The organism is Bilophila wadsworthia ATCC 49260 (assembly GCF_000701705.1).
Classification (GTDB): Bacteria; Desulfobacterota; Desulfovibrionia; order Desulfovibrionales; family Desulfovibrionaceae; genus Bilophila; species Bilophila wadsworthia.
The window spans coordinates 1-26,502 of sequence record NZ_JNJP01000039.1 but is presented as its reverse complement, the minus strand read 5'-3'; the positions used below and the strand labels follow the sequence as shown (position 1 = coordinate 26,502).

Here is a 26,502-nt window from a genome sequence, read left to right as displayed (position 1 = left end):
ATCATGCATATCAATGCAGGCGAGATCAGCAAGATCATCAAAGAGCAGATCCAGAACTACGAGCAGCGTGTCGATGCCACCGAAACCGGCACAGTGCTTTCCGTAGGGGACGGGATCGCCCGTGTATATGGCGTGCAGAACGCCATGTCCATGGAGCTTCTCGAGTTCCCCGGCGGACTGTTGGGCATGGTGCTCAACCTGGAAGAAGACAACGTGGGTGTAGCCCTGCTTGGTGAAGATACCGGCATTAAAGAAGGCGATCCGGTCAAACGTACCGGCCGCATCTTCTCCGTGCCGATCGGCGATGCCGTCATGGGGCGCGTTCTGAACCCCCTCGGTATGCCCGTCGACGGTCTCGGACCGGTTGAAGCCACCGAATTCAGCGCCGTGGAAGTGAAAGCTCCCGGCATCATCGCCCGTAAGAGCGTGCACGAACCCATGGTTACCGGGATCAAGGCCATCGACGCCATGACCCCCATCGGCCGCGGGCAGCGCGAACTGGTCATCGGCGACCGTCAGACCGGCAAGACCGCCATCTGCATCGACGCCATCCTTGCCCAGAAGAATTCCGACGTGCACTGCTTCTATGTGGCTATCGGGCAGAAACGCTCCACTGTCGCGCTCGTGGCCGACACCCTGCGCAAGCATGGTGCCATGGAGTACACCACCATCATTTCGGCTACCGCTTCCGAGCCGGCCCCGTTGCAGTACATCGCGGCCTACTCCGGTTGCACCATGGCCGAATATTACCGCAACAACGGCAAGCACGCCCTCATCGTGTACGACGACTTGTCCAAGCAGGCTGTGGCCTATCGCCAGATGTCCCTGTTGCTCCGTCGTCCTCCGGGACGTGAAGCCTACCCCGGCGACGTCTTCTACCTCCACTCGCGCCTCCTTGAACGCGCGGCGAAGGTGAACGACAGTCTGGGGGCCGGTTCCATGACCGCTCTGCCCATCATCGAAACGCAGGCTGGCGACGTGTCCGCGTACATCCCCACCAACGTGATCTCCATCACCGACGGTCAGGTGTACCTGGAACCCAACCTCTTCAACGCCGGTATCCGCCCGGCCATCAACGTGGGCCTTTCGGTATCCCGCGTGGGTGGTTCCGCGCAGATCAAGGCCATGAAGCAGGTCGCTGGCACGATGCGCCTGGATCTCGCCCAGTACCGCGAACTGGCCGCTTTCGCCCAGTTCGGCTCCGATCTGGACAAGTCCACGAAGCAGAAGCTGGAACGCGGCGCGCGTCTGGTGGAACTGCTGAAGCAGCCCCAGTACCAGCCCATGCCCACTCAGGAACAGGTCGTGTCCATGTATGCCGCCACCCGCGGTTTCATGGATGATGTGCCGGTTGCTTCCGTGCAGGCTTTCGAACGCGACTTCCTTGACTTCATCCGTGGCGCCAAGTCGGACATCTTGGACGACATCGTTGCCCGCAAAGTCTTGGACGCCGATCTCGAAGCCCGTCTGAAGGACGCCATCCTTGAGTTCAAAAAAGGCTATAATGCCTAGGGGACGGTAGCGCATGCCTTCGTTGAAAGACGTCAAAATGAAGATCGTCGGGGTCCGTAAGACCAAGCAGATCACCAAGGCCATGAACATGGTGGCCTCGGCGAAGCTGCGCGGCGCCCAGTCCCGCATTGAGCGTTTCCGCCCCTACGCGGAAAAGTTTCAGGCTGTGCTCGGCGATCTTGCGGCCAAGTCCGACGGCTCGGCTCATGCGCTTCTTGAGCGCCGTGCCGAGTGCCATGTCTCGGTGATCATTCTGGCTACTTCGGATCGCGGACTGTGCGGCGGCTTCAACGCCATGCTCATCGCCAAGGCTCTTGACGCCGCCCGGACGAAGACGGCCGAAGGAAAAACCGTCAAGTTCATCTGCGTGGGTAAAAAAGGACGCGACGCTATCCGCAAGACCGGCTTTGAAGTCCTGTCGTCGTATGCGGATGTCATGGGCAGCTTCGACTTCTCCCTTGCTTCCGGTATCGGTAAGGATGTGGTGAGCGGCTACACGCACAAGGCGATGGATGAGGTGACCCTCATCTATGGCAAGTTCGTGTCCGTGGCAAGACAGGTTCCTCTCGTTCAGACCCTGCTGCCGGTGGAGGCTGCTGCGCCCGCAACGGCTGATTCCGCCGCAGACGGCACTTCCACTCAGGGAGTGTCCGAAGAATACACTTACGAACCCGAAGTGACGAAGCTCCTTGCCGAAATCCTTCCCCGGTTCGTCAATGTGCAGATATACCGTGGCCTGCTGGACACTTCCGCGAGCGAAAACGCTGCCCGGATGTCCGCTATGGACAACGCCACGCGCAATTGCGACGAAATGGTGGGTGCGCTGACGCTGCTCTTCAACAAGACGCGCCAGACATCCATCACCAACGAGCTCATTGATATCGTTGGCGGCGCGGAAGCTCTGAAATAAGGGAGCGAGCAATCGTTATGAGTGAAAACATCGGCAAAATCGTTCAGGTCATCGGCGCAGTCGTTGACGTGGCGTTTCCCGACGGTCATTTGCCAAATATTCTGACCGCTCTGGAAATCAAAAACCCCAACAATAGCGATGCGCCTGATCTGATCTGCGAAGTGGCCCAGCACCTGGGCGACGACGTTGTACGCACCATCGCCATGGACGCGACCGAAGGTCTCGTCCGCGGCATGGACGTCGTGGATACCGGCAAGCCGATCATGGCTCCGGTGGGCTCGGCGTCTCTTGGGCGCATCATGAACGTGGTGGGCCGTCCCGTTGACGAAATGGGCCCCATCAAGGCTGAAAAATATCTGCCCATCCACCGCGAAGCCCCGAGCTTCGTGGAGCAGAACACTTCGGTGGAACTGCTGGAAACCGGCATCAAGGTCGTAGACCTGCTCGTTCCCTTCCCGAAGGGCGGCAAGATGGGTCTGTTCGGCGGCGCCGGTGTGGGCAAGACCGTTATCCTCATGGAAATGATCAACAACATCGCAAAGCAGCACGGCGGTATCTCCGTGTTCGCCGGTGTTGGCGAACGTACCCGTGAAGGGAACGACTTGTATCATGAAATGAAGGACGCGGGTGTTCTCGAGAAAGCCGCCCTCGTGTACGGCCAGATGAACGAACCTCCGGGAGCCCGTGCCCGCGTGGCTCTGACCGCCCTCACCTGCGCGGAATACTTCCGTGACGAGGAAAATCAGGACGTGCTGCTGTTCATCGACAACATCTTCCGCTTCACGCAGGCTGGTTCGGAAGTGTCGGCTCTGCTCGGCCGTATGCCCTCCGCGGTGGGCTATCAGCCCACTCTCGGTACCGACCTCGGTTCGCTGCAGGAACGTATTACCTCCACCAACAAGGGGTCCATCACCTCGGTGCAGGCCGTATACGTGCCCGCCGACGACTTGACCGACCCGGCTCCGGCGACCACCTTCTCGCACCTTGACGGTACGCTCGTGCTTTCCCGTCAGATTGCGGAACTGGGCATTTACCCCGCCGTGGACCCGCTTGACTCCACCTCCCGTATTCTTGACCCCAATGTTGTGGGTGAAGAGCACTACGGCGTGGCTCGCGGCGTGCAGCAGGTGTTGCAGAAGTACAAAGAGCTTCAGGACATCATCGCCATCCTCGGCATGGACGAATTGTCCGACGACGACAAGCTTGTCGTGGCTCGTGCGCGTCGCATCCAGCGTTTCCTGTCGCAGCCTTTCCATGTGGCCGAAACCTTTACCGGCACTCCCGGCGTCTATGTGAAGCTGGAAGCCACGGTCAAGGCCTTCAAGGGCATTCTGAACGGCGACTATGACCATCTTGCGGAAGACGACTTCTACATGGTGGGCGACATTGATATGGCTCTGGCCAAGTACCAGAAGCGCCAGGAAAACTAGGAGCCTGATATGGAATCCACGCTTCAGCTCGAAATCGTCACACCTGACAAAGTTGTGGTCAGCCAGACCGTGGATTACGTCGGTGTTCCGGGTATCGAAGGTAAATTCGGCGTCCTGCCGCATCACATCGCGCTTCTGTCCGCTTTGGCCATTGGCGACCTCTATTTCCGCGTCGACGGGAAGACGGAGCATGTGTTCGTCTCCGGCGGGTTCGCTGAGGTTTCCGACAACAAGCTGAGCATTCTGGCCGAATCGGCCGAACGTGGCGAGGACATTGATACTGCCCGCGCCAACGCGGCTCGGGAACGTGCGGAAGCGCGTTTGGCCGCCAAGACTGCCGAAACGGATATGCTCCGGGCGCATCTTGCTCTCCAGCGTGCTGTGGAGCGGTTGCACATCGCATCACTGGTTTAGTTGGTTTTGTTTTACGATTAAAGGGCGCGGGGCTTCGGCTCCGCGCTTTTTGTTTGGTGTTGAGCTGATTGGTTATACGGGGAAGATTGGGGAGGCTGCACGCAGGGAGTCCCGTTGTATGGCGGGGAGAGGAAGCCGTAGCGGAATATGTATCGTGCGTGATTGGGGCGTGCTGGCCTGTAAGGGGGAGGCGGCGTTAGGATGATTTCCTCATCGGTAAAGGCAAACGCGCGTGCGGGTGAAAAGGGATGAAGGAAGAGAGGGAAAATGCTTTGATTGGGTAGGAGTGGCTGGAGTGAGCGTTTCGAAAGGACGTGGCGGGTGGCTGAGAGAAAAAATCCGTTTATTGGCTTTGTTGCAGTAAGAGAAGCTGGGGGCTGAAGCAGGGGAGAGAGCGTTGGTGTGAAGGCTCTCTCCCCTGTCCGGTTATTGCCGTTGTTTTTCTGGCAGGGCAGCAATGATGACGCCCAAGAACGTGAGCCCGACACCGAGGGTTTGAGCCAGCGTGAGGCGTTCCCCGAGGATGGTAAAGGCGAAGATAAGGGTGAATACGGGGATGAGGTTGCCGAAGAGGGCGACGATGCCCGCTTCAAGATGCTTGAGCGCGAAGTTGAAGCTCAGATACACGAGGAAACCCACGCCGAGGCCCATATAGAGCAGGCCGCCGATTGCGGGCATGGTGACGTTGACGGGCATGGGCGTCGTAAACACGAAAGGCAGGAATACGATGGTCCCGCCGAGCGCTTGAATGGCTGAGATGCTCAGGAAGGAGTAACGCCGGGAAATGAAGCGCACGCACACGGCGTAGCCCGTCGCGGACAGGACGGCACCGACCATCAGCAGGTTGCCGAGAATGGGATTGGACGCCTGATCCGAGCTTTCGGCGGCGAGGGAGGCCCCGGCCACGCCCGCCACGGCAAGCAGCATGGCGATAATGGTCTTCTTGGTCAGCTTTTCGCCGAGGAACAGCCATGCGGCTACGGCGGTGCAAAGGGGGAAACAGGCCGCGATGACGCCGCCCTGCGATGCCGTGGTGTAGGTCATGGCGAAGGTTTCGCAGAGGAAGAACAGGCAGGGCTCGAACAGGACCATCGCCAGCAGGTATTTCCAGTCGCCCTTTTGATAGGGGATATGACTCCACAGGCGGTACAGCGCCAGATAGATGACCCCGGCGAACGCCACGCGGGCAAAAACCACCTGCATGGCGGTGAACGACTCGAACGCGTATTTCATGGCGATCATGCCGCCGCCCCACGTTGCATAGCTCAGGATCAGCAACGCCATCAGCACGTTCTTGGATACGGTCATGGTTCTCTCCTCAAAGTGCCCGCCGGTTGTGAAAGAACGGGCTATCATGATGTTTCCACGGACTTTAGATGGTTGTGCCCGACAAATCTGATGCAGATGCGACACTTTTGCAAAAACGGGGAGATGAAAAGAATGGGGGCGGAAAGGGGGAAAACGCAAAACGCGGCGGTCTTGTTCAGAAAAAACCGTGAAGGCTATGTGGCCTTCACGGTTTGTGCATATACGGTACGTTGAGGATAATCAGGCCATGCGTTCGCGGAGTTTGCGGCGTTCGCGGTCGATTTGTTCGTCCGTGGCTCCGAAGTCGCGCATCAGATGTTCGGTCATGGCGACGGCGACTTCACGTTCGCCGGAGAAGACGGCTGATACGCCCTCGGACTTGAGGTTTTCCGCCACGCGCAGATAGGTGGTGTGGACGAGGATGCGCAGGTTGGGATTGATGGCGCGGGCGACTTCCACGATTTCCCCGGCCGGGGCGCTCGACGAGGAAATGATGAGCCCCTCGGCCTCTTCCGCGCCCGCATGGAGCAGGACTTCGCGTTGTGTGGCGTCGCCGTAGATGATCTTCTCGCCGAGCGCGCTGACCTGCCGCACGGTATCGATGTTCATTTCCACGACCACCACGTCGAGGTTGTTGTCGCGGAGGATGCCCGTGAGCTGCTTGCCTACGGGGCCATACCCTACAACAATGATGCGCTGTGCGCCTTCGGGGTGGGAAAGCTCGTTTTCATCGAGGCGGGGGAGCCCGATGCCTTTGGATTCCAGCCAATGGGCCGCCCCGTTGATGCGCCGGTAGAGCAGGGGGTTGAGGGTGATGGAAACGATCGCGGTCACGATGATCGCGCTGGAAGCTTCCTTGGGCAGTACGCCGAAGCTCACGCCCATCGCGGCGAGGATGAAGGAAAATTCGCCGATCTGCGCCAGTGCGACTGCGACGGAAAGGGCCATGCGCAAAGGCTTGCCGAAGAGCTTGACCACAATGAAGGCGGCCAGGGGTTTGCCGATGAGGACGATTCCGAGCGTGGCGAGGATGAGGGGCCAGTCGCTGATGAGCGAGGCGGGGTTGAACAGCATCCCCACGGAAACGAAGAAGAGGACGGCGAAGGCGTCGCGCATGGGCAGGGCCTCTGCGGCCGCCTGCGAGCTGAATTCGGACTGGCCGACGACCATGCCGCTGAGGAAGGCGCCAAGGGCCATGGAGGCGCCGAAGAAGTTGGCCGCGCCCACGGCCACGCCGAGGGCCAGGACAAGGACGGAGAGGGTAAACAGATCCCGGGTTCCGGTGCGGGCCACATAGGCAAGGAGCTTGGGGATGATCCGCTGGCCGACCACCAGTGCGAAGACCACGAGCGCCCCGAGTTTCAGTGTCGTAACGGCAAGGACGTGCCAGACGCTTTCGGACTGTTCGTTGCCGCCCACGATGGCGGGCAAAAGCACCAGCAGAAGGATGGTGAAGAGATCTTCCACCACCAGCCAGCCGAGGGCCACGTGGCCCGTTGTGGTGTGCAGCGCTTTGTTGTCGGAGAGGACGCGGGTCAGGACGACCGTACTGGCGACGGAGATGGCCATGCCGAAAACCGCCCCGGCGGCCCATGACCAGCCGAAACCGTGCGAGACGACCATGCCGAGCAAGGTTGCCGCCCCGATCTGGGCGGCCGCGCCGGGCAGGACGATACGCTGGACGGCCAGCAGGTCTTTAAGATGGAAGTGGAGGCCCACGCCGAACATGAGCAGGATGATGCCGATTTCCGCGCATTGGGAAGCCGTGTCCGCATCGGCGACGAAACCGGGGGAATAGGGGCCTACAATAATGCCTGCCAACAGGTAACCCACAATGGGGGACATGCGTAGTTTCTGGGTGATGAATCCGAGCACGAGGGCTGCGCTCAGGCCACCGGCAAGCGTCAGGATGAGATCGACGTTATGCAGCATAGAGTCCTTTGCATGTGCGGTTGTCCGTTCACGTATTCATGATTGCGTTCTTTTTCAGAAAGAAAGAATGCCGAAACGGGGAACGAATATCAAGGGGATGGCTTTGCCCGTTTCATGATTACCTTCCAACGCCGCCATAAGGCCGGAACTGGCCGTCTGAAAGAGGTGCTTGCTCCTCTTCACGATGCGTCGGGGCGGAAGGGGGCTTGCGGCGCGGAGCGGCTGCCCATACGGGAGAGGCCCCGAAAGAGGGGAATGGATTATCCTGCGTTTTTTTTCGATCGGAGTAAAGGTTTTGGGAAAAATTTTGATGTCGGATGCTCGTGCCGTTTTTGCAAAAAAGATACTTTTAAAGAAAAAAACGGCGTTGATATGATACTTTTTATAGCCTTTTCCCCTGTTTTTTCGAGAAAAGCGCTCCTGTAGGGATTGTCTGTGAAAAATATCGTTAACAAAAGAGAAAGGAGGAATTTCTGTTGAATAAAAAAATGAAAAGGACTATCCTTTTTTGAAAGAAAAGTTCTTGCAAAAAGCGTACTGGTTCTGGGAGTGTATCCCGGCTTTCGCAAGTCCCCGACCCATCGGAATGTCATGAAAACCAAGCTCGACGAAACCAATCTGGCAATTATCAAGGCGCTGCGTAATGGCCGCGCCTCTTTTCGAGACATCGCCGCGGATCTGGGGCTCTCCGAAGTGACTGTCCGTACCCGCGCAGCCCGGCTCATCGAAGACGGCGTGCTGGACATCTGCGGTCAGGTCGATGTGGAAAAGCTTCCCGGACACACGCTGGCGCTGGTGGCGATCAAGCTGCGTTCCCCGGATCTTGTGGGCGAGGGCGAAGTGTTCTCCCACTTGCGGGGCGTGGTTTCCGTGGCTGTCCTGACGGGGCGGCACGACCTTATCCTGACCGTGCTGCTCAATGAGGAGTTCGGCCTGCTGGATTTCTACACCAACGAGTTCTCCAAGTGTCACGACAGGGTGTCTTCCATCGAAACCTTTATCGTCTATAAGGGATTCAGCCTGAAGGTGCCCTATATTCTGTAGCCGCCCCGGCGGTCTGCGGAGTTTTTCGAGTCGGCGGGGCGTCCCGTCGGCTTTCTGGCGTCGCACAGGCGGCGCGGGATTTCGCACAAACAGGGACTGTTAAACGGAGTCATTCATGTTGCATCAAACGGCATTACACGCAACGCATGAGGCCCTCGGCGCCACGCTGGTTGATTTCGGCGGTTGGGATATGCCGCTCTGGTATCCCACCGGCGCGGTGAAGGAACATCTCGCCGTCATCCAGCACGCCGGACTGTTCGATATCGGGCATATGGCCGGGCTCATGGTTTCCGGCCCCGACGCGCTGGAAGCGCTTCAGTGGGCCTTTACCAAGGATTTGTCCTTGTCCGGTCCGCGTGCCGCTTACGGCGCGTTCCTCGATGCGTCCGGCGGCGTGGTGGATGACGCCATCGTATACCCCCTGAGCGAAGGCCGTTACTTTGTGGTGCTCAATGTGGGCAAGGGAGAACGCATTGCCGAATCGCTCAGCGCATGGGCCGTTTCCGAAGGCAAGAGCGTAACGATCCGCGATCTCGCCGGGACGTACGGCAAGCTCGACCTTCAGGGCCCGGCTACGGTCCGCGTCATGACCAAGCTTCTCAAGGACCCCGAGTCCGTGTTCGACAAATTGCCCTATTTCTCCTTCAAGGGCGACATCGAACTTGCCAACAGCGATATTTTCCTTGCCGACGGTACGCCGATCTTCCTGTCCCGTACGGGGTATACCGGCGAGCAGGGCTTTGAAATCTTCGTTCCCTACGACAAGATCGTGGATATTTGGAACCGGATTCTCGAAGCCGGGAAGGACGAAGGCGTCATCCCCTGCGGTCTGGCCGCCCGCGACTCCGTGCGCGCCGGGGCTGTGCTCCCGCTTTCGCAACAGGACATAGGCCCGTGGGCGTTCGTGAACAACCCGTGGCCCTTCACCCTGCCCAAGGATGAAAACGGCAATTGGACCAAGAATTTCTTTGGCCGTTCCGCCCTTGAGGAAGCGCTCGCTTCCGGCAATGTCACGTATACCTACGCCTACTGCGGCTTTGACCCCCGCAAGGTGACGTCTCCCGATCACGACACGCATCCGCAGGTCCTGCTGGATGGCGAGGTCATCGGCGACGTGCTCACCTGCGTGGCGGACGTGTCCATCGGGCGCGTCGACGGCGTGATTACGAGCGTCGCCAGCCCCGAAAAGCCGGAAGGTTTCGCGCCCAAAGGCCTTGTCTGCGGCTTTGTCCGCGTGAACCGCCCGCTGGAGAACGGTACCAAGCTTACGCTCGCCGACCCGCGCCGTAAGATTCAGGTCGAGACCGTGACCGATATCCGTCCCGCCCGCACCGCCCGCAAGAAGCTGGGAAGCCTGTAGGAAGGGAAAAGATTTTGAGATTGGGGAGGGGAGGGAGAAGCCCTCTGAAGAAGGGCTTCTCCCTCCCCTCCCCAAACCCACCTCTCCCTCTCCTAAGACGTTTGTAATGGGGGCGGGGGAGGCGAGTGAGCCTTGTTGAAAAACGAAGAGGGAACTCCTGACGCGCTCGGGGCCGTCTGTATCCGCTCCGGTTGAAACGTTGTTTCGGCCGGAGCGGATACAGACGGTTTTGAGGGGGTCCGGGGGGAATCATTCCCCCCGGGCGGGGTCAAGGGGCGGCAGCCCTTTGCCGCCGGAGGCATACCGCAAATATCAACCGCACGAGAGGAACACGATCATGTCCAACATTCCCGCCGAACTGCGTTACTCGGAAGATCACGAATGGATCAGCACCTCCGCCCCGTGGAAGATCGGCGTGAGCGATTACGCCCAGAACGCCCTCGGCGACCTCACCTATGTGGAACTGCCTTCCGTGGGCGACACCTTTGAGAAGGGTCAGGAGTTCGGCACGCTCGAATCCACCAAGTCCGTGAGCCCTCTGTTCATGCCCGTCGCCGGCACCATCAAGGCCGTCAACGAAGCGCTGGTGGATGCCCCTGAAAAAGTGAATCAGGATCCCTACGGCGAAGGCTGGCTCATCGAAATCGAATCCGCCGAGGGCGTGAGCGAACTGCTGGATGCCGCGGCATACAAGGCGCATCTGGAGACCCTGTAATGCATCGTTATTTCCCCCACACCGCGGAAGACGAAGCGCAGATGCTCGGCGTCGTCGGCGCCGACAGGGTGGAGGACCTGTTTGCCTCCATCCCGGCGGATTGCCGCCACGAAGGCGCGCTTCCTCTGACCGCCATGACGGAGTGGGAACTGACGGCGCAGGCTGAAGCGCTGGCCGCTTCCATGCCCGCGGCCGGTTCCGCGTGGATCGGCGCGGGAAGCTACCAGCACTACATCCCCGCCGTTGTCCCGGCCCTTGCCGGCCGTTCCGAATTTTACACCGCCTACACGCCTTACCAGCCGGAAATCAGCCAGGGTACGCTGCAGGGCATCTTTGAATTCCAGACGCTCATCGCCCGTCTGCTCGGCATGGAAGTGGCCAACGCCTCCATGTACGACGGCGCGACCGCGCTGGCCGAAGGTGCGCTGATGGCCTGCCGCCTGACCAAGCGCAACGCCGTGGCGGTTTCGCAGGCCCTGCATCCTCATTACCGCACGGTGCTGGACACGTACTGCAACGCCAACGGCATTGAAGTGCGCGACCTTACGATGACCGAAGAGGGCGGCACCAGCCTTGAGCACCTCAAGGACGATGCGGAACTCGCCGCGCTGATCGTGCAGTCCCCCAACGTCTTCGGCGTGGTCGAACACCTTGCCGAACAGGCCGAATGGATCCATGCCCGCAAGGGGTTGTTGATCACCGGCTTTACCGAAGCGATGGCCTATGGCCTGCTGGCCACCCCCGGCAGCCAAGGCGCGGATATCGTGTGCGGCGAAGGGCAGAGCTTCGGCCTGTCCCAGGCGTTCGGCGGCCCTTATCTGGGGCTTATGGCGACCCGCAAGGCCTTCGTCCGCAACCTGCCGGGCCGTCTCGTGGGCCAGACCGTGGACAACAAGGGCAAGCGCGCCTTCGTGCTCACCCTGTCCACCCGCGAGCAGCACATCCGCCGCGAAAAGGCCGTGTCCAACATCTGCTCCAACGCCGGGCTATGCGCCATGACCTGCGCCATGTACCTTGCGAGCATGGGCGGCACGGGCCTCCGCCATATGGCCCAGCTTAACCGCGACAAGGCCGAATACCTCAAGGCCGGCCTCGCCAAGCTTGGTTTCCGCCCCGTGTATTCCGGCCAGACCTTCAATGAGTTCGTGATGGCCGCTCCCGCCGGTTTCGACGCCAAGTGGAAGCGCCTCCTTGAAGAAAAGAAGATCATGTTCGGCATGGATCTGTCCAAGTGGTACCCGCTTGCCGACAGCTACCTCTTCTGCGTTACGGAAACCCGGAGCCGCGCCGACATCGACGCCATCCTGAAGGAGATCGCCTGATGAGCAATCAGTCTTGGCCCGGGGTGTCGAGTCTCGTACTGAACGAGCCCCTGCTGTGGGAAAAAGGCCGCCCCGGACGCGTGGGCGTGAGCCTGCCCGAATCGGACGTGCCCGCCGCCCCCTATGAGGCGGAAGGCATGGTGCGGACGGATCTGAATCTGCCCGACCTGGCTGAGCTGGATGTGGTGCGCCACTACACGCGCCTTTCCACGTGGAACTTCGGTGTGGACACGGGCATGTATCCGCTCGGTTCCTGCACCATGAAATACAACCCCAAGATCAACGAAAAGATCGCCGCGCTGCCCGGTTTTGCCGGTGCGCATCCGCTGTTCCCCTCCGAATATTCGCAGGGCGCGCTGCGGGTGCTGTACGAAACCGAGCAGATGCTGTGCGCCGTGACCGGCCTTGAGGCGTGCAGCCTCCAGCCTTCCGCCGGTGCGCACGGCGAACTGACCGGCATCATGCTCATTCAGGCATGGCACCGGGCGCAGGGCAACACGCGCACCAAGATGCTCATCCCCGACACCGCGCACGGCACCAATCCGGCCAGCGCCGCCCTGTGCGGCTTCTCGTCGGTAAAGGTTCCGCTCGGCCCCGACGGCATCCTGACCGTTGAGGACGTGGCCGCCCTGATGGATGACGACTGCGCCGGGATCATGATCACGAACCCGAACACGCTTGGCCTGTTCGAGTCCAACATCAAGGAAATCGCCGAACTCGTGCACGCCCGCGGCGGCCTTGTCTACGGCGACGGTGCGAACCTGAACGCGATTATGGGCTATGCCCACATGGGCCATATCGGGATCGACGTCATGCATATGAACCTGCACAAGACGTTCTCCACCCCGCACGGCGGCGGCGGCCCCGGCTCCGGCGCGATCTGCGTGAGCAAGACGCTTGTGCCGTTCCTGCCCGGCCCCCGTCTGGTCGAAACCGACGGCAAGCTCGACTGGGTGGACAATTCCGTCGACGCCGGAGGGCAGTCCATCGGCCGTATGCATCCCTTCTGGGGGCAGTTCGGCGTGGTCTTGCGCGCGTGGGCCTACATGAAGACCCTCGGCCCGGATCTGAAGCGTGCCAGCGAGCTGGCCGTGCTCAACGCGAACTATATCAAGTTCAGCCTCAAGGATCTGTACGATCTGCCCTTCCCGCAGCCGTCCCTGCACGAATGCGTGTTCACGGACAAGAAGCAGGAAGAGTTCGGGGTCAGCACGATGGACATCGCCAAGCGCCTGATCGACTGCGGCATCCATCCGCCGACGATCTACTTCCCGCTGGTGGTGCACGGCGCGATCATGATCGAGCCCACCGAATCGGAAAATCTCGAGGATCTGGATGCGTTCATCGAGGCCATGCGTTCCATCGCGGAATTGGCCGAGACCGATGCCGACCTGTTGCATGCCTCTCCGACCCGGACTAAAGTGGGTCGCGTCGATGAAGTCGGCGCAGCCCGCAAGCCCGTTCTGACGGGCGATATGTAAACGAGAAACAGCCAAGGAGAGGGGAAGGGATCCGCAAAGAACGCTTTGCCGCCGTCGTCAGGATTACGGGCGACGCCCGACGGTTCGCTGTCGGGGATTCCTTCTCCTTTCTTTGCCGTTTTCTCGGCCCTTTGGGACTTTCATAATGGGACTGCGCCATTATGAAAGTTTTTTATGGAGTTCCGCATGTATTGGATCGTGAATCATTCCCTCGACCCGACATTCAACCTCGCGCTTGAGGAATATTTCTTGGGCCGGATCGAACCCGGCCATCCCGGTTACGCCATCCTGTGGCAGAACAGCCCGGCCATCGTGGTGGGGCGGTTCCAGAACACCCGTCAGGAAGTGAACGCCGATTTCGTGCGCGAACGCGGGATCAGCGTGGTGCGCCGGATGACGGGCGGAGGCGCGGTCTATCACGACGCCGGGACGCTCAACTATACCTTCATCCATCATCTGGACAAGGAAGGAGCCCTGCCCGCCTTCAGCGAAGCCGGAAAACCCATCGCCGAGGCGCTGCAAAAGCTCGGGTTGCCCGTGACTTTTTCCGGGCGCAACGATCTGATGCTGGACGGCCTGAAAGTGGCGGGCGTGGCGCACTGCCGCCGGGGGATGCGTTATCTGCATCACGGCTGTATTCTGGTAAACAGCGACCTCGATGTACTGTCTCAGGCGCTCAATGTGGATCCGGCCAAGTACAAGTCAAAGGGCGTGGCCTCTGTCCGCAGCCGCGTGGGGAATCTGGCTGAGTATCTGGCCGTGCATTCTCCGGATCTGCCGCCGCTGACGGTGCAGCGCGTGCGCGATGCGATCATGGAGCACCGTTCCGGGGATGAATACCGGATGAACGCGGCGGATTTCGTCGCCATCACCCGTCTGCGGGACGCCAAATACTCGACGTGGGATTGGACGTACGGCGCGTCGCCTCCGTTCACGGAGCGCAAGGCGCAGCGGTTCCCTTGGGGCAAGGTGGAGGTTTCCTACGACATCCGGCAGGGCAGTGTGGTCGAGTGTCATTTTTACGGCGATTTCTTCATGGCCGGGCCGGGCAAGAGCCTGACCGACGAGGTGAGCAGTTGCGAGATCTATGATCTGGAAGAGGCCATGCGCGGCGTTCCCTACACGAATGAGGCCCTTTCGCCCGTGCTTGACCGTTTTCCGCTGCATCTGCTGTTCGGCGGCTGTGACCCGGATGAGCTGAAAGCCTTTTTATTGCCGGGTAGATAGAGTAGGTTGGAAATATTGTGGAAGGGAGGGGAAACTTTTCTGAAGAAAAGTTTCCCCTCCCTTCCACAAACCCCATCCCTCCCTTTCCAAAGACTTTCGTGTTTATTGAATCCCTGTTCTCAGCTTTCCTTGGAGCAGATCCTCTTTAGAAAAGGGAACCTGCCTCATTCTTTTTCTCCTTTCTTATTCCAGAATATGACAAAAGAGCCTTCCCCCATACGGAGGAAGGCTCTTTTATCCAGTAAAATCGAGAGCGGGGATTCGATAAAGTCGAACGTCTTGGGAGGGAGAGGGGGGAGGTTTGGAGGGGGAGAGGGAACCCTTCTCCAGAAGGGTTCCCTCTCCCCCTCCAATCTTCTGCTCCTATTTCAACAATCTTCCCAGCGCCTCGTTGACGAGGGCGGGGTTGGCCTTGCCCTTCATCTTGCGCATGACCTGCCCGACGAAGAAGCTGATGAGCTTGGTCTTGCCGCCCTTGTAGGCTTCGGCTTCGGCGGGGTTCTCCGCAATCACTTCGGCGACGGCGGCATCGATGGCGGAAGTGTCGGACACCTGCACAAGGCCTTTTTCACGGACGTAGGCTTCGGGCATGACGCCGTTGGCGTACAGTTCACTGAAAATATCCTGCGCGATCTTGGCGCTGATGAGGCCGCCGTCGACGATCTTGGCGAGTTCGGCAAGGGCTTCGGGCTTGAGGGCGGAGTCTTTGAGCTCCACGCCGGTCTGGTTGATCTCGCGGAGCATGGGGCCGGTCATATAATTGGCTATCTTGCGCGGCTCGTTGTACAGGGCCACCGCCGCCTCAAAGAGGTCGGCCTGCGCGCGGTCGGATGTGATGATGTCCGCATCCTGCTCGGGAAGCTTCCATTCATCCATGAACCGCCGGCGGCGCTGCGCGGGCAGCTCGGGAAGGCTGGCCTTCCAGCTTTCGAGCTGCTCGTCCGTGATGTGCACGGGCACGAGATCCGGGTCGGGGAAATAGCGGTAGTCGTGGGCCTCTTCCTTGTCGCGCATGGACATGGTGACGCCCTTCACGCTGTCGAACAGGCGGGTTTCCTGAATCACCTTGTCCCCGTCCTCCAGCACGTCCTGCTGGCGGGAAACTTCGTATTCGATGGCCTTCTGGACGTGGCGGAACGAGTTCAGGTTCTTGAGCTCGGCGCGGGTGCCGAATTCGGCCGCGCCTTTGGGACGGATGGACACGTTGGCGTCGCAACGGAAGCTGCCTTCCTCCATGTTGCCGTCCGTGATGCCGAGGTAGACCACGATGGCGTGCAGGGCCTTGAGATAGGCCACCGCTTCCTCGGCGCTGCGCATGTCGGGCTCGCTCACGATTTCGATGAGCGGCACGGCGGCGCGGTTGAGGTCGAGATAGCTGTGGTCGCCTTCGTGGATGTTTTTGCCCGCGTCGGTTTCCATGTGGATGCGGGTAATGCCGATGCGCTTGGTCTCGCCGCCGACGTTGATGTCCAGATGCCCGAATTCGCACAGCGGGCGCTCGAACTGCGAAATCTGGTAGTTGTACGGCATGTCGGGGTAGAAGTAGTTCTTACGGGCGAACACCGAATCGTTGTTGATGGTGCAGTTAAGGGCGAGGCCCGCGCGGGTGGCGTACTCCACGGCGGTCTGGTTCAGGACGGGCAGCACGCCCGGCATCCCGGCGCACACCTCGCAGACGTTGGTGTTGGGCTCCACCCCGAACGTCGTGGGGCAGGAGCAGAACAGCTTGGATTTGGTGCAGAGGTGAACATGCACTTCAAGGCCGATGACGGTTTCATAAGCGGACATAGGGCGACTCCGAAAGGCCGAACGATTATTCTATTCAGGCATCAAACACTTTTGTTTTTCAATTCCAGACGCTGGAGACGCCCGGAATTCAAAACGTAAAAGTCTTAGGAGGATAGGGGATGGGGTTTGGGGAAGGGGAAAGGAAGCCCTTCTCCAGAAGGGTTCCTTTCCCCTTCCCCGATTCCTCACGCTTCCTCTATTTTCCATACAGCTCAGGGTTCAACGTGGGGTCGTTGTACATCTTGAACTGGAAATACAGCTTGGGGGTCTTGGCCCCCTCGACGAACTCGGTGACGAGATGCTTGACGGCAAGGCTGAGGTCGGCGCGCTGCTCCTTGAGGACCGCGAGCTTCTTTTCGCAGGAGGCGATGTGCTCGGGCGTCACGTCGGTGCGCCGGACCTGCTCGTCCATGTGCCAGATCTTGAGGCTGAGGATGGAAAGGCGGTCGATGGCCATGCCGAGGGATTCCGTATTGATGTGCGGCGCGGGCGAGGCCGGGAGCAGCGGGGAGAGCAGGGCCACGAGGCAGGCGTCCACGCGCTCTATGCGGTCGTTGCGCTCCTGGTTGAGCCTGTCGATGCGGTACTTGCAGTCGGCGATGACATCGGGCGTCACGTCGCGGCGGCGGGCCGTGTCCTCAATGTGCCAGAGCCGGAAATTCCGCAGGTGCTGCGCGCGGACGAGGGCAAGGAGCGTCTCGGGGGAGGCGGAGGCGTCGGGGGCGACGTCGTCGGCCTCGGGTTCCTGGCTGTGCCAGAGGGCCGTGGCTTCGTTTTGGGCGTCGAAACAGGCATCCAGAAGCGTGAACAGTTGCGTGGGTGTGGTCATGGCTATTCCTGATTGGCGTTGGAGATGGTGGCGTCAAAGAATTTGCCGACGCCGTAGTCGCCGCGGCGGAAAAATTTTTCCGGGCCGGGGCCGACGATCTGGAGTTCGGGATGGGAGCGCTGCATGTCCAGCGCGATGCGCATTTCCTTGGTGCACCCGGTGGAGAAGGTGGCGTCCTTGCCGGACCAGACGGGCGGGACCTTGAGCCCCATGAGCCCGAAGCTGGCCTCGATGTCCTCCATGCTCTGGAAGCGCCAGATGTTGATGAGGCCGCTGCGCTGCACCTGCTCCCACATGAACATGAGATCGTCCCCGTCCATGCCGGGCTCGAAATATTCCGCCGGGTTGATGATGAAGACCTGATCAAGCCGCTCCCGCAGCGACCGGACGAACGTGTCCGCCACCTTGATCGCCGTGGCGGTCTGGCCGGGGATGCTGCCGATGATGCAGCTGTAGAACATCACGGCCTTGCCGCTGTCCTTGGAGGCACGCATACTCTTGATGATGGTCCGGGCCTTGGCCGTGAGCGCCTGTTCGCTGAACTTGCGGATGCCGGGCGCATGGGGCTTGAGCTGCATACGCACTTCGCCGCGATCTTCCCAGAAGCAGAAGACGTCGCGGGTGAAGAGGTGGCTCGTGCCGAGGAGCACGTCGCGGTTGCAGCGTCCGCGGGCGATGATGGCGTCGCTCTCTTTCCAGGCGCGGGCGAAGGTGACCGAGGTGCGGTACAGGTTGAGCCGCTCGCCCGTGCCATCCGAAATGATGAGCAGGCGGTTTTCCCGCAGGCGGCGGAGCAGTTCGTTCTTGGATGCGGCCGGAGCCTTGAATATATGGGATTCGGGCAGATTGTCCACCAGCAGGGGATCGCGGTCCACGTCCCACACGGTCGGGGCGTAGTAGACCGGCGCTTCCTTGAGCGTCAGGATGACCTTGTGCCCGAGCCGCAGCAGCGTCTGGATGATCCGCAGATCAAGGGCAAGGCCGCCCTCCATCGCGCAGATGTAGAGGAACGTGCGCGGCGGGCCGGGGAAAAGCTCCTCCACCTGCGGGATGAAGGCTTCGGAACCGGTAAAGATGTCCGGGAGTTCGCACTTGCCGCTTTCCGCCGCCGCGCAGTTGTGGATGAGCTGGGTGAGGGTATGGTGCGAGCGCCCGGCAAGGTGGAAGAGGCGGGCCAGCTCAGACAGATCCAGCGCGCGGCGCAGATCGGGGATGCCCTCGGCGCTCAGGCCGTCGGGCAGGCGTCCGAGGGCCTTCTGCAGGGTCTGCGAACGGAGGAAGGAGGCGAGCGTTTCGTTGTAGAACAGGCGCTCGTTCAGCCACGGATCGCCCGCGTCGAAATGGCTGATGAGCGTGGTGACCAGCCGCTTGACGAGGCGGGAGGGCAGGATATTGCCGAGCGCGAGGCAACCCCGGAAACGGTGGCGGCAATAGTTGATCATGTCGCGGCGCTTCTGGCGGTCCTTTTCGTAGCGGACGACCCGGATGATGGAGCGCCATGCCGCGATATACTGGCTGCGCACGCGGGGCGGAAAACTGCGGAGGTGGAAGGAGGCCGCCAACTCCCGGAAGGTGGCGTCGGAACACGGCGCGTACACCTGCCGTTCGTCCATGGCGACCATGAAGCGGAGCTGCTCCGGGCTGGCGACGCCGCTGGGGTTGATGCCGTGTTCGATGTTGTTTTCCGCGCAAAAGCTGTAGAACCACGCATCAAAGCCGGGATGGTCGCCGAGCCGGAGATCGCTGACCTGCCCGATGTCGGGAAGCCTGTTCATACGTGCTCCGGGGCGGACGTCCCGTCCGTCTGGATAAAGCCGCGTTCACGCAGCCGCTGGAAATAGGTGCCGGATGAGCAGGAAAGGACCCGCAGCCCGGCATCGAGGCTTTGCACCCGTATGACGTCGCCGCCGCACAGGGGGATGCCCTCCTGCCCGTCCACGGTCAGGAACGCGTCGGGCGCGGCGGCGTCGGTTTCGAGGCGGATGCGGGAGTCCGCGGGCAGGACGATGGGCGGGAAGCTCTTGAAGAAGGGCGAAATGGGCGTCAGGGTGAGGGCCTGCACCTTGGGATGCACCAGCGGCCCGTGGGCGGACAGGGCATACGCCGAGGAGCCGAGGGGCGTGGAGACGATCACCCCGTCGGAGCGCACGACGCCCATGTCTTCGCCGTCCACGAACACATGGACGGGCAGCACGCGGGCGATGGCGCCGCGCCCGACCACCACGTCGTTGGCGGCGTGCCCGCTGGCGATGGGCGTCCCGCCACGCAGGAGCTCCCACGCGAGCAGGAGGCAGGTGCGCGTGATCATCTTTCCGGCGAGGAGGCGTTCCAGCGCGGGTTCCCAGCCGACGGCGGAGAGTTCGGTCAGAAAGCCGACCTGACCGAAATTGATGCCGAGAAGCGGAATGTCCAGCCCGGCAAGCTTGCGGCCCACGCCGACGAAGGTTCCGTCGCCGCCGAGGATCAGGATTGCGTCGGAGGTGCGGGCCCTGCCGACGAGTTTTTCGGAAGGGCAGTCGGCGGGAAGGGCGGAACAAGCCACACCGTGGGCTTCGAGCCACTGGCTGACGGCTGCTGCGGTGGCTTCGGCGGCGGCGTGCCGGGCCTTGGTGACGAGAAGTATGGAGGTGACGGAGTGCATCTGCTTTCAGTAGTAGAATCCCTGTGATTCTTCAATAGCAAACTTGGGAGCCCGGTACCGCCGCCGTATCGTTTCGGCGGGTTGGGGAATGCCGCACGGCCCGCATGGAGTTGTCAGCGGGGGCTGTTTCGCTTATATCTCAAAGTTCGCCGCAAGCGGGTTGCAGAACGGGAATCAGGGATTATCTGTGCTTGTAGCCATGCGGTTCGAAGGAGCGTCTTATGGACAAAGCCCTGCAAATGATTTCCCAACATGCGGAAGACGGCGCGAAACTGCGCCGCGATTTTTTTGCCGTCCACGGGGGCAAGGTGGCCGAGGCCGCCCGGCGCATGGCCGTCGCCGTGGCGCGCGGAGGCAAGATTTTGCTGGCGGGCAACGGCGGGAGCGCGGCGGATGCCCAGCACTGGGCCGCGGAGTTCGTCAACCGGTTCCTGATGGACCGGCCGCCGCTTCCGGCCATCGCGCTGACGACCGATTCTTCCGTGCTGACGTCCATCGGCAACGATTTCGGTTACGATCTCGTCTTCACCAAGCAGGTGCAGGCGCTCGGGCGTCCCGGCGACGTGTTCGTCGGCATTTCCACCTCGGGCAACAGCGCCAACGTCATCGGCGCGTTGCAGGCGGCCCGCAAGCAAAGCCTGTTCACCATCGGCCTGACCGGGGACGGGGGAGGGCGCATGGCTCCGCTGTGCGACATCCTGCTTGCGGTGGGGCATCCGTCCACGCCGCTCGTGCAGGAGACGCACGCCGCCATCGGGCATATGCTCTGCGCGCTGACGGACTACTATCTTTTCGAAAATGTGATGGCCATCAAGCCCATGCTTGACTGAATACGTTTACAGGAGAAGCGTCATGCCCATGTTTGAATACCGTTGCACGCGCTGCGGTCATGAATTTGAAGAACTTGTTTTCGGCGACGAAAATCCGGTATGCCCGGCCTGCCGCGCCGAAGCCACGGAAAAGCTCATCTCCAAGCCGTGCCGCCATTGCGAAGGCGGAAGCCTCGGCGATTTCGGCGCGCCCTCCGCGCCGTCTTCCGGAGGCGGATGCGCCGGTTGTTCCGGCGGCAACTGCGCGAGCTGCCACTAAATTTCCTAAAACCGGGGAGGCGCGCTCCAAAAGGCGCCCCTTCCCCGGATTCCTCTTTCCCGAACATTTGTGGGGGGGGGGCGGCTCCGGTACGGCGGCGCCCCTCAAAAAGGCACCGTGTTCACCAGCCAAGGATCGTTATGGAAAAACTCGTTATCGCCACCCGTGGCAGCCGTCTGGCCCTCTGGCAGGCGAACCATGTGAAGGACAGCCTCGAAGCCGTACATCCCGGCCTTGCGGTGGAACTGAACATCATCAAGACCAAGGGCGACATCATCCTTGACGTGCCGCTGGCCAAGGTCGGCGGCAAGGGGCTGTTCGTGAAGGAAATTGAGGAAGCGCTCCTTTCCGGCGCGGCGGACATCGCCGTGCACAGCATGAAGGACGTTCCCATGGAGCTTCCTGAGGGCCTCATCCTCGGCATCGTGCCGGAACGCGAGGACCCCACGGACCTGTTCCTTTCGGTGGACTACGATTCGCTGGAAAACCTGCCCGCCGGGGCCGTGGTCGGCACGAGCAGCCTCCGCCGTCAGGCGCAGGTATTGGCCCAGCGGCCGGATCTTGAAGTCGTCTCCCTGCGCGGGAACGTGGACACCCGGCTCCGCAAGCTGACCGAGGGGCAGTTCGCCGCCATCATCATGGCGACGGCGGGCATGAAGCGCCTCGGCCTGTCCGTGCCCAAGGAGTGCCCGCTCGCCCCGCCCGCGTTCATCCCCGCCGTGGGGCAGGGCGCGCTCGGCATCGAATTCCGCGAGGACCGCAAGGATCTCGCCGAAATGCTGTCTTTCATGGAACACCGTCCGACCCGCATCTGCGTGGAAGCCGAACGCGGCCTGCTCGCCGGGCTCGACGGCGGCTGTCAGGTTCCCATCGCCGGACATGCGGAAATGCTTGACGACGGCACCTTCGAACTGGAAGGCCTGGTCGGCGAAGTGGACGGCTCGGTGATCATCCGCCGCAAGGTGACGGGCCGCGCCGATGAAGCCCGCGCCGTGGGCTTCGCTTTGGCCCGGTCCCTCGCCGAGGACGGCGGGGCCGAGATCCTCGCCCGGGTGTACGCGCGGTAAGTTTTCCGCCGCCGGGTTGTTCCGGCTGCCGCTCTCTCGCTTTGACTTCCCGGCTTGCGCCGCAAGGAAAGCCGATACCTTTTGAGACGGGCCGCGTTCTTTTCAAGGCGAAAACCTTTGGAAGGGGCGGGCATGGGGAGGGAAGGGACAGTCTTTCTTCAGAAAGGTTTTCTCTCCCCTCCCCGCGGTCTTTTTAATCCATATTTAGGAATATCATGAGTAAAATAAAGTCTCTGCCTGGTCAGCGCCTCTGTTCGAGTCTGCCCCCGGATCGCGTCCCTTGGGAAACGAGCGACGCCATCCCGCGCAACGGACACCGTAAGGTGGCCCCGCAGCCCCGCGCCCTCAAGGCGCTGGAGCTGGCGTTGCACATCCACACGGCAGGGTACAATATTTATCTTTCCGGCGAGTCGAACCTTGGGCGGACCTACATGCTCCGGGAGTTTCTCGAGCCCCGCATCCGCAAGGCCCAGACGCCGCCGGACCTGCTTTACGTCAACAATTTCGATGATCCGGATCGTCCCATGCTGTTGTCCGTCCCGGCGGGGCAGGGCAAAAAGCTGCGTTCGGTCCTTTCGCAGGCGCTGGCGGATATCCGCAAGGAACTGCCCGTCCGTCTGGACAACGAGAAGTACGTCAAGAAGCGTTCCGAATTGCAGGATCGTTTTCAGGCCGTGCGTTCCGGGCTCATCAAGCAGATGGACAAGACCGCCGGGAAAGAGGGCTTCAACCTCGATATGGATGAGCAGGGCAGCCTGACCCTGTATCCCCTGGTGGAAGGCAAGCGCCTGAGCGAGGACGAGTACGAACATCTCGATCCCACCTTGCGTCAGGGGCTCAAGCAGAAGGGCGATACCCTCCTGCGGGCCATGTCCGGCATGGTGCGCAAGCTGAATTCCGCCGAGCAGTCCTTCCGCTCGGACGAGAGGACGCTGGAGCAGGAAGTGATCGGCTCGGTGCTGTCCGCCGTGCTGACCCCTGCCGTGGAGCGCATCCTGAAGAACTGCGCCGGGCCGGACGGTGAGCCGGATTCCACTCTGAAAAAGTATTTTGAAGCCCTGCGTCAGGATATTCTGGATCACCCGGAAGGTTTCCTGCCCCGTGAAACGCAGCCCGCGCAGGCCCTGAGCGCCGCGCTGTCCGGCGATGCGCAGCATCCCGAGACGGACACGTACCTCTATGACGTGAACGTGTTTGTGGACAACAGCGGGAACAAGGGCGCCCCCCTGATCATCGAAGACCACCCCACCACCGCCAACCTGCTTGGCTGCGTGGAGCGCGAGTCGGAAATGGGCGCGCTGGTCACGGATTTCACGCTGATCAAGGCCGGATCCCTGCATCGGGCCAACGGCGGTTTCCTTGTCCTGCATCTTGAGGACATTCTCCAGCATCCCGGCGCATGGGAAGGGCTTCTCCGCGCCCTGCGCGCCGGTTCCGCGCGCCTTGAGGAGGCGGGCGACGTGCCGGACGGCGCGGTCCGCACCAAGGGCATCGAGCCGCAGCCGGTCCCCCTGAACCTCAAGGTCGTGCTCATCGGAAACGAGGAGCTGTACGAAGCCCTGCTGACCAATGACGACCGCTTCGCCAAGCTGTTCAAGATCAAGGCGCACATGACCGAGACGGTGGAGCGTACCGCCGCCGACATCCGGTCGTGGCTCATCCGTGTCGCCGGGATCATCGACGAGACGCATCTCCTGCCGTTCAGCCGCACCGCGCTGGCCGGGCTTGTGGATTTCAGTTCCCGCGTGGCCGAGGACCAGCGCAAGCTGTCGCTCAAGTTCCCGCTCATGCGCGACGTGATGATTGAAGCCTCCGCGATGGCCGCCATGAAGCAGTCCGCGCTGGTGGAGGCCGAGCATCTGGAAGAGGCGCTCGAAGCCCGCATGTACCGTGCGAACCTTGTGGAAGAGCTCTACATGGAAGAGTACGACCGCGAGCTCATCAAGGTACGGACGTCGGGTTCCGCCGTCGGGCGGGTCAACGGCCTGTCGGTGTCGTGGTACGGGGATTTCGAGTTCGGCCTGCCGCATCAGATTTCCTGCACAGTGGGCGTCGGGCACGGCGGCATCATCGACCTTGAGCGCGAGGCCGAGCTTGGCGGCCCCATCCACACTAAGGCCATGCTTATCCTCAAGAGCTATCTTGTGGACCAGTTCGCCCGCAACAAGCCGCTTGTGATGACCGGAAGCCTGTGTTTCGAGCAGAATTACGGCGGCATCGAAGGCGATTCCGCCTCGGGCGCGGAGCTGGCGGCGTTGCTGTCGGCGCTTTCCGGCGTGCCGCTCAAATTGTCCCTCGCCATCACCGGCGCGGTAAGCCAGTCCGGCCAGATCATGGCCGTGGGCGGCGTGTCCCGCAAGATCGAGGGCTTTTTCGGCATCTGCTCCCGCCGCGGGCTCACGGGCGAGCAGGGGGTCATCGTCCCCCGTGACAACGTGGATCATCTGATGCTTTCCCCGCGCATCCGCGAAGCCGTGGACACGGGCAAGTTCGGCATCTACCCGGTGGAGCACATCACCGAGGCGCTTGAGCTTCTGACCGGCATTCCCGCCGGGAAGCCCCTCAAGAACGGCGGGTTCACCCGTGATTCCCTTTACGATCTCGTCGATCGCCGTTTGCAGGAGTTCGGCCACAGCGCCGAGCACGCGTATTCGAAGCCGTTGAGGAGAAGGAAGAAGTAGGCGTTGGGATAGCAACGCCATTGGGGGAGGGAAGGGGAAACTTTCTCTAGAAAGTTTCCCCTTCCCTCCCCCAAACCCCTCCCTTCCCCTTCAAAGATTTTTATGTTTATCGAATCCCTGCTGCCGTTTTTCCTTGTAAAGGGAGGATGGGGCGGGAGGATTCAGGCTGAAAACGCCCGCTGCCCATTGTTTGGAGAGCGGGCGTTTTCTATTGGGGTGGAAAATAGGGATTAGCGGTTGGTATAATTGAATGCATTCGGGAAGGGGAAGAGGGGAGGCAGGGGAAAGATTTTTTGAAAAACGGTCTGTTACTCTCTGTTCTTCAAGTAGGCGACCGAAACGGCGCTTGCCACGGACATGGCGGCGATAGTGAGGAAGGCGAGGCCGAATGTGTAGTATTCCCCGCAGTAGCCGATGAAGAAGGGGATGCCCCCGGCGGAGATGAGCCCGGCGAGGGGCATGGTCAGCGAGAGCAGGATGGGCTGCTCGTCGGCCGAGAAGCATTGGGCGAAGACCTTGAACAGCGGCGGGAAGACGAAGGCCATTGAAGCCGCCTGCAGGAACACGCCGCAGAGCGCGGGGATGCGGGACACCGAGGCGTCCACGGACATGAGGCACAGGGCCACGGCGTGGAGCAGGAAACAGGCGCTGACGGTACGCTTGGCATTGAAGCGGTCGGCGGCCCATCCGGCGGCAATGACGATGACCGGCATGGCGAGGCGGGATATGGAGAGGCCGAGGTTGGCTTCTTCCGGCCCGAACCCTGCCGCGCTGACGAGGAAGATTTGCAGGATACTGTAGATGGAGAATTCGCCGATCATGGAAACGGCCATCAGCAACGCCACGATCCAGCTTGCGGGGTTTTTGAGGAGCACCCCGCATCCTTTGAAGGACGGGGCATCGGTGCGTGTGTTGCCGCCGCGTCCCCAGAGCAGGAATGCCCCGGCGGTACAGATCATGAGGACGCCCATGATGGCGAAGACGCCCCGCCAGTCCGTAAACATGAGACCGGCCTGCGCGAGCAGGGGGATCAGGATAAAGCCCGTGTTTGGGGCCAGTTCATGAATGGCGACGGCTTTGCCCCAGTCTTTGGGAAAGACAAGCGAGGAGAGGGTTGCCATGCCCGCCGGAAAATAGAAACCGACACCGAGCCCGAAAGCTATGAAAACAAGCCGCGCCTGACCGAGCGTGTGCACCAGCGGCATCAACAGAAGGATACCCCCGGCGATGGCCAACGGGATGGTCGCGATCTGCCTTGGTTTGAAGCGCGAGAGGAGAAAACCGGAAGCGGCCAGTGCCGAACTGAACCCGGCGCTTTGCATCAGGAGGAGGCTCGTCGCCTGCGCGTGCCCGATTCCCAGATCTTCCTCAATGGAGACAAGCAAAGGCGTCAGCGTGGAGCGCGACATGTAGTTCAAGAGAAACAGCAGCGCAACAAATCCCGTCCACGGCAGGGCTGTCCGGAACGGCATGGGAATATCTTTCGGGGGCATGAAACACTCCTGACGGTAATCTCATGTACCATAGCCGCATCTTCCCTGAAAGGCCAGACAGCGGATGGAGGCCCCGGCGAAGAGGCTCCCTGAACCCCTCTCGATCTCCCATAAAAGAAAAACCTCCCCTCATATCAAGGAAGGCTCTCTTTCACGGTACAACCGGGAACAGGGATTCGATAAAGTCGAAAATCTTTGAAGAGGAGAGGGAGGGGTTTGGGGAGGGGGAGGGGAAACTTTCTCTAGAAAGTTTCCCCTC

At 61.2% G+C, this 26,502-nt stretch carries 22 protein-coding genes; 15 read left to right on the top strand and 7 right to left on the bottom strand.

The genetic code is table 11. From position 1 onward, the window contains the following. Positions 1-3: 3 nt before the first annotated feature. The 4 genes from atpA to T370_RS0113275 are packed head-to-tail and all read left to right on the top strand — an operon-like array spanning position 4 to position 4,266. Complete coding sequence (gene atpA, locus T370_RS0113290) at positions 4-1,512, top strand: F0F1 ATP synthase subunit alpha (protein ID WP_005028813.1); 1,509 nt, start codon at positions 4-6, stop codon at positions 1,510-1,512. Positions 1,513-1,525: 13 nt separating this feature from the next. Further along, positions 1,526-2,422 (top strand): F0F1 ATP synthase subunit gamma, encoded by an 897-nt coding sequence (locus T370_RS0113285; RefSeq protein WP_029435990.1) that lies wholly within the window; start codon positions 1,526-1,528, stop codon positions 2,420-2,422. A gap of 17 nt (positions 2,423-2,439) precedes the next feature. Beyond that, positions 2,440-3,852, top strand: a complete 1,413-nt coding sequence (atpD, locus tag T370_RS0113280) for a F0F1 ATP synthase subunit beta (RefSeq protein ID WP_005028815.1) — start codon at positions 2,440-2,442, stop codon at positions 3,850-3,852. Between the two features lie 9 nt (positions 3,853-3,861). Continuing rightward, on the top strand, positions 3,862-4,266 hold the full coding sequence (locus T370_RS0113275; RefSeq protein ID WP_029435989.1) for a F0F1 ATP synthase subunit epsilon: 405 nt from the start codon (positions 3,862-3,864) through the stop codon (positions 4,264-4,266). Positions 4,267-4,692: 426 nt separating this feature from the next. On the opposite strand, the gene T370_RS0113270 is transcribed toward T370_RS0113275, so the two are convergent. Beyond that, the gene (locus T370_RS0113270) at positions 4,693-5,574 is read right to left on the bottom strand and encodes a DMT family transporter (protein ID WP_029435988.1); all 882 of its coding nucleotides are present in this window, start codon (positions 5,572-5,574) and stop codon (positions 4,693-4,695) included. A 240-nt stretch (positions 5,575-5,814) separates the two neighbouring features. Further along, on the bottom strand, positions 5,815-7,506 hold the full coding sequence (locus T370_RS0113265) for a cation:proton antiporter (protein WP_005028819.1): 1,692 nt from the start codon (positions 7,504-7,506) through the stop codon (positions 5,815-5,817). Positions 7,507-8,097: 591 nt separating this feature from the next. Between T370_RS0113265 and T370_RS0113250 the strand changes: the two genes are divergently transcribed. The 6 genes from T370_RS0113250 (at position 8,098) to lplA (ending at position 14,655) form a co-directional block, all read left to right on the top strand. Further along, positions 8,098-8,550, top strand: a complete 453-nt coding sequence (locus T370_RS0113250; RefSeq protein ID WP_005028820.1) for an Lrp/AsnC family transcriptional regulator — start codon at positions 8,098-8,100, stop codon at positions 8,548-8,550. A gap of 115 nt (positions 8,551-8,665) precedes the next feature. Continuing rightward, a complete protein-coding gene (locus tag T370_RS0113245; RefSeq protein ID WP_029435987.1) occupies positions 8,666-9,910 on the top strand; it encodes an aminomethyl transferase family protein in 1,245 nt (414 codons plus the stop codon). Positions 9,911-10,247: 337 nt separating this feature from the next. Continuing rightward, positions 10,248-10,625 (top strand): glycine cleavage system protein GcvH, encoded by a 378-nt coding sequence (gene gcvH / locus T370_RS0113240; protein WP_005028822.1) that lies wholly within the window; start codon positions 10,248-10,250, stop codon positions 10,623-10,625. Continuing rightward, positions 10,625-11,947, top strand: a complete 1,323-nt coding sequence (gene gcvPA, locus T370_RS0113235) for an aminomethyl-transferring glycine dehydrogenase subunit GcvPA (protein WP_029435986.1) — start codon at positions 10,625-10,627, stop codon at positions 11,945-11,947. The genes gcvH and gcvPA overlap by 1 nt, the downstream gene beginning before the upstream one ends. Further along, positions 11,947-13,428: an aminomethyl-transferring glycine dehydrogenase subunit GcvPB gene (gene gcvPB, locus T370_RS0113230; protein WP_005028825.1), complete on the top strand. Its 1,482-nt coding sequence runs from the start codon at positions 11,947-11,949 to the stop codon at positions 13,426-13,428. The genes gcvPA and gcvPB overlap by 1 nt, the downstream gene beginning before the upstream one ends. A gap of 186 nt (positions 13,429-13,614) precedes the next feature. Continuing rightward, complete coding sequence (gene lplA / locus T370_RS0113225; protein ID WP_029435985.1) at positions 13,615-14,655, top strand: lipoate--protein ligase; 1,041 nt, start codon at positions 13,615-13,617, stop codon at positions 14,653-14,655. A 363-nt stretch (positions 14,656-15,018) separates the two neighbouring features. On the opposite strand, the gene gatB is transcribed toward lplA, so the two are convergent. The 4 genes from gatB to T370_RS0113205 all read right to left on the bottom strand — a co-directional run bounded on the left by gatB (position 15,019) and on the right by T370_RS0113205 (position 19,913). Then, on the bottom strand, positions 15,019-16,443 hold the full coding sequence (gatB, locus tag T370_RS0113220) for an Asp-tRNA(Asn)/Glu-tRNA(Gln) amidotransferase subunit GatB (protein ID WP_029435984.1): 1,425 nt from the start codon (positions 16,441-16,443) through the stop codon (positions 15,019-15,021). Positions 16,444-16,639: 196 nt separating this feature from the next. Next, a complete protein-coding gene (locus tag T370_RS0113215) occupies positions 16,640-17,272 on the bottom strand; it encodes a DUF4254 domain-containing protein (protein WP_009379794.1) in 633 nt (210 codons plus the stop codon). A gap of 2 nt (positions 17,273-17,274) precedes the next feature. Beyond that, the gene (locus tag T370_RS0113210) at positions 17,275-19,047 is read right to left on the bottom strand and encodes a hypothetical protein (RefSeq protein WP_029435983.1); all 1,773 of its coding nucleotides are present in this window, start codon (positions 19,045-19,047) and stop codon (positions 17,275-17,277) included. Further along, positions 19,044-19,913, bottom strand: coding sequence for an NAD(+)/NADH kinase (locus T370_RS0113205; RefSeq protein ID WP_005028831.1), 870 nt, complete (start codon positions 19,911-19,913; stop codon positions 19,044-19,046). Before T370_RS0113205 ends, T370_RS0113210 begins: the two co-directional genes overlap by 4 nt. Before the next feature lie 221 nt (positions 19,914-20,134). Between T370_RS0113205 and T370_RS0113200 the strand changes: the two genes are divergently transcribed. From T370_RS0113200 to T370_RS0113185, 4 genes are all read left to right on the top strand, one after another. After that, positions 20,135-20,743: a D-sedoheptulose 7-phosphate isomerase gene (locus tag T370_RS0113200; RefSeq protein ID WP_005028832.1), complete on the top strand. Its 609-nt coding sequence runs from the start codon at positions 20,135-20,137 to the stop codon at positions 20,741-20,743. A gap of 22 nt (positions 20,744-20,765) precedes the next feature. Continuing rightward, positions 20,766-21,002, top strand: a complete 237-nt coding sequence (locus T370_RS0113195; RefSeq protein ID WP_005028834.1) for an FmdB family zinc ribbon protein — start codon at positions 20,766-20,768, stop codon at positions 21,000-21,002. 140 nt (positions 21,003-21,142) lie between these two features. Further along, on the top strand, positions 21,143-22,069 hold the full coding sequence (gene hemC / locus T370_RS0113190; RefSeq protein ID WP_005028836.1) for a hydroxymethylbilane synthase: 927 nt from the start codon (positions 21,143-21,145) through the stop codon (positions 22,067-22,069). A gap of 215 nt (positions 22,070-22,284) precedes the next feature. Then, positions 22,285-24,750 carry a Lon protease family protein gene (locus tag T370_RS0113185; protein WP_029435982.1) on the top strand — a complete coding sequence of 822 codons (2,466 nt, stop codon included), beginning with the start codon at positions 22,285-22,287 and terminating at the stop codon, positions 24,748-24,750. Between the two features lie 308 nt (positions 24,751-25,058). On the opposite strand, the gene T370_RS0113180 is transcribed toward T370_RS0113185, so the two are convergent. Then, positions 25,059-26,243 carry an MFS transporter gene (locus tag T370_RS0113180; protein ID WP_005028839.1) on the bottom strand — a complete coding sequence of 395 codons (1,185 nt, stop codon included), beginning with the start codon at positions 26,241-26,243 and terminating at the stop codon, positions 25,059-25,061. A gap of 23 nt (positions 26,244-26,266) precedes the next feature. On the opposite strand from T370_RS0113180, the gene T370_RS25700 reads away from it, so the two are divergent. Next, on the top strand, positions 26,267-26,502 hold a 236-nt coding region (locus tag T370_RS25700; RefSeq protein ID WP_211250524.1), incomplete at its 3' end, for a hypothetical protein.

Excerpts from the sequence above, each read along its gene's own strand:
- atpA (WP_005028813.1), top strand. The coding sequence starts at position 4 with ATGCATATCAATGCAGGCGAGATCAGCAAGATCATCAAAGAGCAGATC.
- T370_RS0113285 (WP_029435990.1), top strand. The coding sequence starts at position 1,526 with ATGCCTTCGTTGAAAGACGTCAAAATGAAGATCGTCGGGGTCCGTAAG.
- atpD (WP_005028815.1), top strand. The coding sequence starts at position 2,440 with ATGAGTGAAAACATCGGCAAAATCGTTCAGGTCATCGGCGCAGTCGTT.
- T370_RS0113275 (WP_029435989.1), top strand. The coding sequence starts at position 3,862 with ATGGAATCCACGCTTCAGCTCGAAATCGTCACACCTGACAAAGTTGTG.
- T370_RS0113270 (WP_029435988.1), bottom strand. The coding sequence starts at position 5,574 with ATGACCGTATCCAAGAACGTGCTGATGGCGTTGCTGATCCTGAGCTAT.
- T370_RS0113265 (WP_005028819.1), bottom strand. The coding sequence starts at position 7,506 with ATGCTGCATAACGTCGATCTCATCCTGACGCTTGCCGGTGGCCTGAGC.
- T370_RS0113250 (WP_005028820.1), top strand. The coding sequence starts at position 8,098 with ATGAAAACCAAGCTCGACGAAACCAATCTGGCAATTATCAAGGCGCTG.
- T370_RS0113245 (WP_029435987.1), top strand. The coding sequence starts at position 8,666 with ATGTTGCATCAAACGGCATTACACGCAACGCATGAGGCCCTCGGCGCC.
- gcvH (WP_005028822.1), top strand. The coding sequence starts at position 10,248 with ATGTCCAACATTCCCGCCGAACTGCGTTACTCGGAAGATCACGAATGG.
- gcvPA (WP_029435986.1), top strand. The coding sequence starts at position 10,625 with ATGCATCGTTATTTCCCCCACACCGCGGAAGACGAAGCGCAGATGCTC.
- gcvPB (WP_005028825.1), top strand. The coding sequence starts at position 11,947 with ATGAGCAATCAGTCTTGGCCCGGGGTGTCGAGTCTCGTACTGAACGAG.
- lplA (WP_029435985.1), top strand. The coding sequence starts at position 13,615 with ATGTATTGGATCGTGAATCATTCCCTCGACCCGACATTCAACCTCGCG.
- gatB (WP_029435984.1), bottom strand. The coding sequence starts at position 16,443 with ATGTCCGCTTATGAAACCGTCATCGGCCTTGAAGTGCATGTTCACCTC.
- T370_RS0113215 (WP_009379794.1), bottom strand. The coding sequence starts at position 17,272 with ATGACCACACCCACGCAACTGTTCACGCTTCTGGATGCCTGTTTCGAC.
- T370_RS0113210 (WP_029435983.1), bottom strand. The coding sequence starts at position 19,047 with ATGAACAGGCTTCCCGACATCGGGCAGGTCAGCGATCTCCGGCTCGGC.
- T370_RS0113205 (WP_005028831.1), bottom strand. The coding sequence starts at position 19,913 with ATGCACTCCGTCACCTCCATACTTCTCGTCACCAAGGCCCGGCACGCC.
- T370_RS0113200 (WP_005028832.1), top strand. The coding sequence starts at position 20,135 with ATGGACAAAGCCCTGCAAATGATTTCCCAACATGCGGAAGACGGCGCG.
- T370_RS0113195 (WP_005028834.1), top strand. The coding sequence starts at position 20,766 with ATGCCCATGTTTGAATACCGTTGCACGCGCTGCGGTCATGAATTTGAA.
- hemC (WP_005028836.1), top strand. The coding sequence starts at position 21,143 with ATGGAAAAACTCGTTATCGCCACCCGTGGCAGCCGTCTGGCCCTCTGG.
- T370_RS0113185 (WP_029435982.1), top strand. The coding sequence starts at position 22,285 with ATGAGTAAAATAAAGTCTCTGCCTGGTCAGCGCCTCTGTTCGAGTCTG.
- T370_RS0113180 (WP_005028839.1), bottom strand. The coding sequence starts at position 26,243 with ATGCCCCCGAAAGATATTCCCATGCCGTTCCGGACAGCCCTGCCGTGG.